This window comes from Stenotrophomonas sp. P5_B8 (assembly GCF_054049855.1).
This window is the reverse complement of sequence record NZ_JBFULO010000136.1, coordinates 1-9,307: the sequence shown is the minus strand read 5'-3', so window position 1 is coordinate 9,307 and position 9,307 is coordinate 1. Positions and strand designations below refer to the sequence as shown.

General features: G+C 65.6%; 11 protein-coding genes and 1 tRNA gene. 2 read left to right on the top strand and 10 right to left on the bottom strand.

Going from position 1 to position 9,307, the window contains the following annotated elements; all coding sequences use genetic code 11:
- Nucleotides 1-105 precede the first annotated feature (105 nt).
- Nucleotides 106-261 carry a hypothetical protein gene (locus tag ACXJKH_RS09655; protein ID WP_256776892.1) on the top strand — a complete coding sequence of 52 codons (156 nt, stop codon included), beginning with the start codon at nucleotides 106-108 and terminating at the stop codon, nucleotides 259-261.
- Nucleotides 262-323: 62 nt separating this feature from the next.
- On the opposite strand, the gene ACXJKH_RS09650 is transcribed toward ACXJKH_RS09655, so the two are convergent.
- Nucleotides 324-1,214 (bottom strand): NAD-dependent epimerase/dehydratase family protein, encoded by an 891-nt coding sequence (locus ACXJKH_RS09650; RefSeq protein WP_457319261.1) that lies wholly within the window; start codon nucleotides 1,212-1,214, stop codon nucleotides 324-326.
- A 287-nt stretch (nucleotides 1,215-1,501) separates the two neighbouring features.
- Between ACXJKH_RS09650 and ACXJKH_RS09645 the strand changes: the two genes are divergently transcribed.
- Nucleotides 1,502-2,101, top strand: coding sequence for a DUF6058 family natural product biosynthesis protein (locus tag ACXJKH_RS09645; protein ID WP_457319260.1), 600 nt, complete (start codon nucleotides 1,502-1,504; stop codon nucleotides 2,099-2,101).
- 122 nt (nucleotides 2,102-2,223) lie between these two features.
- Here the strand turns inward: ACXJKH_RS09645 and ACXJKH_RS09640 are convergent, their stop codons facing one another.
- From ACXJKH_RS09640 to ACXJKH_RS09600, 9 genes are all read right to left on the bottom strand, one after another.
- The gene (locus ACXJKH_RS09640; protein WP_457319259.1) at nucleotides 2,224-3,105 is read right to left on the bottom strand and encodes a hypothetical protein; all 882 of its coding nucleotides are present in this window, start codon (nucleotides 3,103-3,105) and stop codon (nucleotides 2,224-2,226) included.
- A gap of 296 nt (nucleotides 3,106-3,401) precedes the next feature.
- Nucleotides 3,402-3,477 (bottom strand) — tRNA-Lys (locus ACXJKH_RS09635).
- A gap of 74 nt (nucleotides 3,478-3,551) precedes the next feature.
- A complete protein-coding gene (gene queC / locus ACXJKH_RS09630; protein ID WP_256775466.1) occupies nucleotides 3,552-4,217 on the bottom strand; it encodes a 7-cyano-7-deazaguanine synthase QueC in 666 nt (221 codons plus the stop codon).
- A 100-nt stretch (nucleotides 4,218-4,317) separates the two neighbouring features.
- Entirely contained in the window at nucleotides 4,318-5,016 is a 699-nt protein-coding gene (queE, locus tag ACXJKH_RS09625) for a 7-carboxy-7-deazaguanine synthase QueE (protein ID WP_457319258.1), read from the bottom strand.
- A gap of 132 nt (nucleotides 5,017-5,148) precedes the next feature.
- A complete protein-coding gene (gene ybgF, locus ACXJKH_RS09620) occupies nucleotides 5,149-5,958 on the bottom strand; it encodes a tol-pal system protein YbgF (protein WP_256775468.1) in 810 nt (269 codons plus the stop codon).
- A gap of 3 nt (nucleotides 5,959-5,961) precedes the next feature.
- Nucleotides 5,962-6,480 carry a peptidoglycan-associated lipoprotein Pal gene (gene pal / locus ACXJKH_RS09615; RefSeq protein ID WP_256775469.1) on the bottom strand — a complete coding sequence of 173 codons (519 nt, stop codon included), beginning with the start codon at nucleotides 6,478-6,480 and terminating at the stop codon, nucleotides 5,962-5,964.
- A 65-nt stretch (nucleotides 6,481-6,545) separates the two neighbouring features.
- Nucleotides 6,546-7,865, bottom strand: coding sequence for a Tol-Pal system beta propeller repeat protein TolB (gene tolB, locus ACXJKH_RS09610; protein ID WP_457319257.1), 1,320 nt, complete (start codon nucleotides 7,863-7,865; stop codon nucleotides 6,546-6,548).
- Between the two features lie 163 nt (nucleotides 7,866-8,028).
- Nucleotides 8,029-9,090: a cell envelope integrity protein TolA gene (tolA, locus tag ACXJKH_RS09605; RefSeq protein ID WP_256775471.1), complete on the bottom strand. Its 1,062-nt coding sequence runs from the start codon at nucleotides 9,088-9,090 to the stop codon at nucleotides 8,029-8,031.
- Nucleotides 9,080-9,307: ExbD/TolR family protein (locus ACXJKH_RS09600; RefSeq protein WP_457319256.1), on the bottom strand; the 228-nt coding region annotated here is incomplete at its 5' end. The genes ACXJKH_RS09600 and tolA, both read right to left, overlap by 11 nt.

Genomic DNA, 9,307 nt, shown 5'->3' with positions numbered 1-9,307 from the left:
CGTCACGCACGGCGCTAACCCCACCCTCATGCACGTGCGACCGCTCCGTAACACCACCAGGTCCAGTGTGGATCGCACGACATCACGTCGTAATGGAGTAATGCAATGTCCAACATGCAGAACAACGAAAACAACGTCCAGAAGAATGCCGCCGCCCAGACTGACCAGCAGAAGGAGCAGGAGCGCAAGGACACGCTGGCCAAGCAGCAGAAGCAGGAACAGGGCAACAAAGACACCAGCAAGAATCCGCAGCAGAAGTAACCAATGCAGCTGCAATCAGGGTGGGGCTGCGCGACAGGCGCAGCCTCGCGGTGGTCACCGCTTTACTCCATCACACAGACCCTCTCGCGCACCGGCTGCGGCAACACCTCGATAGAGCGCGCCTCCAACTGTGCCAGGACCGCTTCCGGGCCACGCTGGCTTCGCCAGCCCAGGCCGATGCTGGCCGCACTGGCATCGTGGATGCGATCCACCACCGGCAGCGTCCAGCCACGACGGTCGTATTCGGCCAGCCACTGCGGGCAGCGCCGCGCCAGCACCGCGCGGGGGTCGCTGACCAGGCGCTCGCAGTCCTCCGGGCCGAACGGCGTCCACCCGCTGGCGATATAGCGCTGGAACATCGGACCGGTGTTGTGCAGCGCGGCCGCATGCGCATCGGCCACGTCGCGCACATCGATCCCACGGTGCAGCCGGTACAGCAGCAGGCGCTCGGGGACTTCCGGGAAGCAGCGCGACATCCGGATCACCCGCACCTGAAAGCCCGGACTGGCGGCATCTTCAAGCCAGTGTTCGGCCGCTAATTTGGAGCGGTGATAGACCGTGCGCGGCAGCGGTGGGGTGCGTTCATCGATCCAGGTGCAGCGGCCCGGCACGATCGCATGCCCGTACAGCGCCGTGGTACTGGTGAAGACGAATCGACTTGCCCCGGCCTCGCGCGCCAGCATGGCCAAGGTGCGCGTGCCTTCCACATTGACGCGGTGAAACTCGCTGTCCGGGACCAGCCCGACATGCGGCGCATGCAGCGCCGCCGAATGAATGACCGCGTCCACCCCGACCAGCGCGCTGCGCAGGGCCCGCGCGTCGGTGATGTCGGCCACGTGCCGGGTGGTATTGAAGGGGTTGCGGTCGAAACCCACGACCTCGTGCCGTGCGGCGAGCGCGCCGAAGATCGCGCGTCCGACCCGGCCAGAACTTCCTGTCAGCAGAATCTTCACTGTGTGGCACTTGGTCAGCGCCCGGGAGCTACCGGGATGGCTCGATTGTAGCCATAGTCGGTGCCGCTGGACCAAGGCCCCAGCGGCTCCGGCAGGAACGCGCACGTAGACGCCAGAACGATCAACACAGGCGGCCTCCGTACACCCGGTTTTGGCGCGATCACCCTGCCAGGGAAGCGTCGTACCATGTTGGTCTCCGCCGGACGCATTAAGCGCTCCGGCGTCCTGCACGCTCAGCCCACGATGGAACAACGATGACACTAAAGGCGTATCTGCACGATCACTTCGTGGACAAGGCCGGGTTGGCGGCACTGACCGGCACCTCCGTCGAGCAAGTCGATGCGTTGGTGATGGCAGGTGCATTGCCCCAGCCGACGTACGTCTGTGAGCAAGGCACGATCCGCTCGGCTGCGTTCGGCGTCATCCCGACCCGCGAAGTGCTGGAGGGCGCCTACTTCCGTCCCGAGTACACGCGATGGGTGCAGATTGCCCTGCGAGCGACGCCCGGCGACGAGCGCAATGCGGTGATATCGACGTTGACCAACGAGTTGCGCGATGCCCTGCAGGCATGGTTCGAGGACCCGAACGAGGTGGAAGCAAGAATCCAGGCGCTCCTGCCCCACTTCGCCAGCGGTACGTTCGGCCTGTGTGTGTCGGACCCGTCCACCGGTGCCGGCATCGTGCGAAAGGAGGTTCTGCAGGAGAAGCTCATTGCCCTCACCGGCGACGGCAGCGATCCCGCACCGTCGGACGTGTCCCCCACGGCGCTGCTGCAGCTCATCGATGACTATGCCCGCGCGGCGATGCCCTTCTCGCCGGCAGAGTACGCGCGCAGCAGCAGGAAGCGGCTGGTGGACGATCTGCGGCCACGCGTCGCCGGCCGCTGACGGGCCACGCGCGTGCGGGCGGCGAGCTTGAGCCGCTTCGTTGAGCGGTGTTTCGACGCAAAGAAGGCCGCCCATTGGGCGGCCTTCTGCTTGATGGAACCCAGTACCCAACGCACGTGGCGCTATCGGATCCTGTATTCGACCGCGCACGTCTTCGCCGCAGCGGTTCCGCTACATGTGATGGCTTTCACGGAGCCGCCAGACGGCCCCGAGGACGTCATCGTGGCACCGAGCGACGCCATATGCGTCGCCATGCGCGCCAGATTCTCGCCACCATGATCCGTCCACGTTCCTTCGACTCCCTGAAGGTCAGAGGGGATGAACTGCCCGGCGGCAGTTCGCTCGCTACCCTGTTCGGATTCGCCACTCTGATGCTCAGGATTGACGGTGATCATGACAAATGAGTCATCCTTGAAGACGACCTTGAACATAGGCCTGGTGAGGTCGCGAAAGCCGGTGTCGTTGGCGGCCAGCCGCGGCAGATCGGTTGCCGCCGTCAGCCCATGGCCCCCGACAATCTGGGAGATGACATTCACATTGCCCACCGCCGACTCAACCATCCCTCGCAGGTTCTGGTCTCGCACGTAGTCGTACGCCGTCCTGGAGCGCGCGTCCGGATTGAGTCCAAGCATGTCRACCGGGACAACGTACGTGGGTCGCAATGTTCCGCCGACTTCCACACTCCCCCCATTACCCCGGCGTATTTGTTCAACTGCAGGTGCTGGCGGTGTTTGCCGTTGCACCACCGGTCCTGCTGAACGCACGGCACGCGGAACTTCACCACCACCAGCATCGGTGCTGTCATGGCCCACGTAGTACTGTTGAATCATATTCGCACGCAGGTTGTAGACCAGGTGCGTACCCGCCCCCATCTTCACCGCTTCAGCACGGAAGTCCCGGTCGACTCTGCAGGTGTCACAGCGAATCGCGGCAGCCCCGGCGTCCCCTGTGGCGAGCCCACCTCCAATCACAGCGGCCACCCCAAACCACACGATCCTGAGCACGCATCTCTCCTGATAGCTTCGCCGTCTTCGATCACAGCATCTCTCTACGGCTAGCCCAAGTCCACGCCGGCTTCCTTAGATGGCCTCGATACTACCGCTCTGCTTCCGTCTCAGGATGTAGGAATAGTCTGGTAGCAGTGGCAATGTGCGCTGGATTGGTGCGTGACTTCGCGATCCTCCGCCGCCAGCGTGGCGCCAGGTCGAGCAAACGGGAGGGTGGAGCCACTTGAGTGCCCGGCAATTATCCCGGAGACACAAAAAAGGCGCCCATCGGGCGCCTAAGTTGTTGATGCAATTGGTGGGCCGTGATGGATTCGAACCATCGACCAAAAGATTAAAAGTCTTCTGCTCTACCGACTGAGCTAACGGCCCATTGCACGCCCCGGCATCGCTGCCGGGGGTGCGCATTCTAACCTATCTTGGCGCCAAGGCGTACCGTCCGCCGATCAAACGTAGCGGGTCGGGTCGGCCACGCCGGCCTCGGTGAAGCCCTGCGCGCGCAGGCGGCAGGCGTCGCAATGGCCGCAGGCCGCGCCGCTGTCGTCGGCGTTGTAGCAGGACACGGTCAAGCCGAAATCCACGCCCAGGCGTACGCCTTCACGCACGATGTCGGCCTTGCTCAGGAACTGCAGCGGCGCGTGGACCTGGATCCCCGCCCCTTCCACGCCGGCCTTGGTGGCCAGGTTGGCAAGGGCCTGGAAGGCCTCGATGAACTCGGGCCGGCAATCCGGGTAGCCGGAGTAATCCACTGCGTTGACGCCGCAGAAGATGTCATTGGCGCCCAGCACTTCGGCCCAGCCCAGCGCGACGGACAGCATGATGGTGTTGCGCGCGGGCACGTAGGTGACCGGGATGCCCTCGCCGCCCGCTTCGGGCACGTCGATGTCATCGGTCAGCGCCGAGCCGCCGATGCTGCGCAGGTCGACGTTGACGGTCTTGTGCGCGACCACGCCCAGCGCCTTGGACACCGCGGCGGCGGCATCGAGTTCAGAGGTGTGCCGCTGGCCATAGCGCACGCTGAGCGCATGCACGGCGAAGCCCTGTTCCTGGGCAATGGCGATGACGGCGGCGGAGTCCATGCCGCCGGACAGGAGGACGACTGCTTTCTTCATGGGGGTGTTTCCGGTGGGTTGCGGGAGCCAGCACGCTGTCCCGCGCCGGAATGACTTCAAAAAGAGGCGTGGCGAGCGGCGGACGCGCGCTCGCCGACGATCAACGGCCGGGTTCGTCGTCCCAGAGGATCTTGTGCAGCTGCATCTGGAAGCGCACCGGCAGGCGATCAGCGACGATCCAGTCGGCCAGCTCGCGCGGGCTGACCTGGCCCTTGCTCGGCGAGAACAACACCATCGCGCGTGCGTTGAGCGTGTGTTCGGCAACCATCGCCCGTGCCCACTCGTAGTCCTCGCGGCTGCACAGGACGAACTTGATCTGGTCGCGGCGGGTCAGCAGCGACAGGTTCTGCAGAAGGTTGCGGGCCATTTCGCCAGAGCCCGGGGTCTTGAGGTCGACCACGCGTGATACGCGCGGATCGACCGCGCTGACATCCAGCGCGCCGGAGGTTTCCAGCGAGACATCCAGGCCGGCATCGCACAGCTTCTCCAGCAGCACCAGGCAGCGCTTTTGCGCCAGCGGCTCGCCCCCGGTCACGCAGACGTGGTGGACACCCTGGGCCAGGACCTCGGCGACGATCGCGTCGATGTCCCACCAGGTGCCGCCATGGAACGCGTAGGCGGTGTCGCAATAGGTGCAGCGCAGCGGGCAGCCGGTCAGGCGCACGAACACGGTCGGCCAGCCGGCGGTGTCGGCCTCGCCCTGCAGCGAGGTGAAGATCTCGGTGATCTTCAGGCGCGGCAACGGCGACTGCACGATCTCGCTGGGGAGCGCGGCGGCGGCGGACAAGGAGACGGTCATGGCGGTGATTCTTGGGTACGGCTGCGGAAACGGCTATAGCCGAGCATGGCTCGGCTCTACGGGAGCCCCGATATCGGGGAGATGCAACCGGCGATTATACCGGCCCGGGCGCGTGGAGCGACCCGGCGCGGTTCAGCGGATCTGCTGACCCAGCCGGATCGACTGGAGACGGTCCTGCGCGGTGCGCGCGGCGTCGGAGCCGGGATAGGTGGATACCACCTGTTCCAGGGTTGCCTGGGCCTGGTCGACCTTGCCTTCGCCATACTGCGACAGGCCGATCTTGAGCAGGCCACCGGACGCCTTGTCGTGGGTCGGGTAGCGCGAGATGAGGTCGCGGAACTGCGCCTCAGCCAGCGGGAAATTTCGGGTGGCGTAGTAACTCTCACCCAGCCAATACAGGGCATTGGGGGTGTAGACGCCGTTGGGGTACAGCTCGAGGAAGCTCAGGAACAGCTGCGCCGAATCATCGTACTTGCCGGCCTTGAGCGAATTGAACGCGACGTTGTACGCAGTGCGCTCATCGCCACTGGCCGACAGACTGCCAGCGTCCCCATGCACGGAAGGCGGCCGCTCGGAAGCGGCCGTTGCCGGTATCGGGGGTGCTGCGACGGGCTTGGGCGCGGCGGCAGCGGGTGCGGCGGGCAGCACGGGGGCGCCGCCTTCGAGACGGTTCAGGCGGCTGTCCAGGTCCAGGTACTGGTCCTTGGCAGACTGCTTGAGCTGCTCGTTGTCATGTTGCAACTGCTCTACCTGCGACTGCAGCGCCTGCATCTGCGTGCGGAGCTGGTTGAGCTGGTTGAGCATGTCCATGTTGGACTGGTTGTTCTGCACCTGCTGCTCAAGCGAACCGACCCGGTCGGCCAGGCTCTGGCGCTGCGCATTGGCCGGAGCGGCAGCCACGAGGGCTGCCGCAACGATCATCGATAGAAATCGAAAGCGCATCTATTACTGAGCCGTGTACACGATCTCGACGCGACGGTTCTGCGACCAGCAGGACTCGCCCGACTCGGTGCAGACCGGACGCTCTTCGCCGTAGGACACGACGGTCAGCTGCGAAGCCGAGCCACCGTTGGCCTGCAGGGCGGAGTTGACGCCATTGCCACGACGCTCGCCCAGGGCCTGGTTGTACGCGCGCGAACCGCGCTCGTCGGTGTGGCCCTGTAGGGTGATGCGCGAGGACGGACGGTCACGCAGGTACTTGGCGTGGCAGGCCATGATGGCCTGGAATTCCGGCTTCACTTCTTCCTTGTCCAGGTCGAAGTACACCACGCGCTGGCGCAGGCAGGAATCGGTATCCAGGTCGCCCGGGCCGTACAGGCCGGAGGTCGACGGACCGGTCGGGGTGGAGGTCGAGGAGCCGGTGTCAACCGGGGCTGCCGGCTGTTCCTTCACCTTCTTCGAGCAACCGGCCAGGGCGGCCACGGACAACAGGGAGACAAGCAGAACTCGGGTGGACTTGTTCATGGCGATACCTTTGAGGCTCCTAAAGCCGGATGAGGGATGAATACGGTGGAAATCTTAACACTCTGTTAGCGCTTTGTACGGTAAGGCGACCAAGAAGGCTCACGAACATCACCGTCTGCCAGCACCAGCCGCTGGCGCACGCGCGCATCGGCCGAGACGGCATACAACACTCCACGACCACCCTCACGGGCGGCGTACAACACCATGCTTGCATTGGGCGCAAAGCTAGGCGATTCGTCCAGCGAACCCGGGGACAGCGTGCTCCAGCGCGGGGAGCCCAGGCTGCTGTCCATCATCGCGATCTTGTAGGTGTTGCCGCTGCCCTGGGCCACCACCAGCTTCTTACCGTCGAAGGACAGGCTCGGGGTGGCGTTGTAGTTGCCCTGGAAGGTCACGCGCGAGGCGCTGCCACCGCTGGAGGACACCTGGTAGATCTGCGGGCGGCCGCCGCGGTCGGAGGTGAAGTAGACGTTGGAACCGTCGGCACTCCAGGTCGGCTCGGTGTCGATGGCGAAATGGTTGGTCAGCTGGGTCAGCTGCTTGCTGCCCAGGTCCATCACGTAGATTTCCGGGTTGCCGCTGCGCGACAGCGACAGGGCCAGACGACGCCCGTCCGGGGAGAACGACGGCGCGCTGTTGATGCCACGGAAGCTGGTGACCAGTTCACGGGCGCCGGTGGAGATGTTCTGGATGTAGATCGCCGAATTGCCACGCTCGAAGCTGACGTAGGCCAGGCGGTTGCCATCCGGGCTCCACGACGGGGACAGCAGCGGTTCGGCCGAGCGCACGATGGTCTGCGGGTTGAAGCCGTCCGAATCGGCCACCATCAGCGCATAGCGCATGGCATCGCCCTTGCCGCTGGCGGTGACATAGGCGATGCGGGTCCAGAAGGCGCCACGCACCCCGGTGATCTTCTCGTAGATGGCGTCGGCCATCTGGTGGGCGACATCGCGCATCGCGTTGCCGCGGGCGGTCATCGCCAGGCCGAGCAGGCGCTCACCCTTGGGCACGTCGTACAGCTCGTACTCGACCCGGTAGGCGCCGGCACCGGCGTCCATGACGCGGCCGACCACGATGTAGTTCTGCTTCAGCGCGCGCCAGGTGGCGAACTGGATCTCGCTGCCACGGCTGGGCTTTTCCACGATCTGCGCTTCGGGCAGGGTGCGGAACTGGCCCGAACGCTCCAGGTCGGCCCGGACCACGGACGCCACGTCGGTCTGTGGTGCACCGGCCGAGCCCTGGTACGGCATGGGCACGACGGTAATGGGGGTAGCGGAGGCGTTGCCGCCGATGATGTCGATATCCAGCCCCTTCTGCTGCGCCAGGGCAGCAAAGGGCAACAACAGGGCCGCAACAACGGCAAGCCAACGAGGCATCTTCTTCATGGAGCACTCAAGAGAGGGAAACCGGAACGAGGGATAACAGGGCGGCGGTGAACCGTTTCGCAATCATGAACCAAGGGTACGTGAAAGCGGAGTCACCGCCCGGCAAAACTCACAGCCCGTTAACGAGCGGGACGGAAAACCGCCCACTCCACCGCACGGACGATCAGTCCTGGGCGGTGAAGTTGAAGTTGATCGTGCGCTGGAAGACGGTCTCGAACCCGCGGTACGGCAGCGGCTGGGCGTTGAGCACGGCCGCTTCGATCGAGCGCTTGCCGGCCTCGTCGAACGCGCAGTTGCCCACGACCTTGGCCTGGATGACCTGCCCGCCCGGAATCTGGGTGATCGAGACCTGGCACTTCTGGCCCAGCGGGACCGAATCGGGACGGGTCCACTGCCCCTTCACCTTCTGCTGGATCGCCGCGGCGTACTTGGCCGACAGATCGTCACTGGTGCCGCCGGCACCGGAGGCCGGCTTGGCGGTGCCGGTGGCGCCGGTAGTGGCGGCCGTACCGCTGGCGGCACGCGCGGCGGTCACCTGGCGCAGCTTCTGCTCGGCCAGCTTGGCTTCGTTTTCAGCCTGGGCGCGCTTGCGGCGGATCTCGGCCAGCTTCTTGTCCTTCTCGGCTTCGGCCTTGGCGTCATTGGCCTTCTGTTCCTGCTCGGCCAGCTTCTTCTTCTGGTCGGCCTCTTCCTGCTGCTTGGCCAGGCGCAGCTTCTGCTCGGCCTGTTCCTGGCGCTTGCGCTCGGTCAGGTCGATCTGTTCCTGGCGGCGCTTGGCTTCCTGTTCCTGCTTGGCCTTTTCGGCGGCGATCGACAACGCGCTCACCGCGTCCTGGTCGACCGTGTCGGGCTGGGCCACGCGCTCCTGGGCCTGTTGCTGCTGCGGCGTGGGCGCATCCTGCGGACGCGGCTCCTCGATCGGCTGCGGCGGCGGCACGGTGTCTTCGGGAATCGGCTCGGGCGGCGGGACGGGCTCAGGCAGGTCCGGCAGCTTTTCCGAGGCACGCAGCGCCTGGCGCGCAGCGGCCGCCTCGGAGGCGGACAACTGCATGCTGGCCTCGATCGCCGGGTCGCCGGCGGCGGCCTCGGTGGTGCGCTGCGGCGACCACAGCCACGCGCCGATGAACACCAGCGCGAGCAGCAGGTGCACCAGCAGCGCGAGGACGATCGGCAGCCCCCACTCGTTCTGCGCTTGGCGCTGCGGTGGCAGGGCTTCAGCGTGCATCGGTCGCCAGGCCCACCTTTTCGACGTTGGCGCGCTTGATCACGTCCATTGCCGCGATCACCTTTTCATACGACACAGCCTTGTCGGCGGCGACGATCACGCGCAGGTTCTTGTCCTGCGCGGCCAGCGCGCCCAGCTGCGCCTGCAGCTGGCCGGCGTCCATCAAGGCCGGTTCCTTGGCCTCGGGCACCTTCAGGCTGAGCTGCCCGTCCAGGCG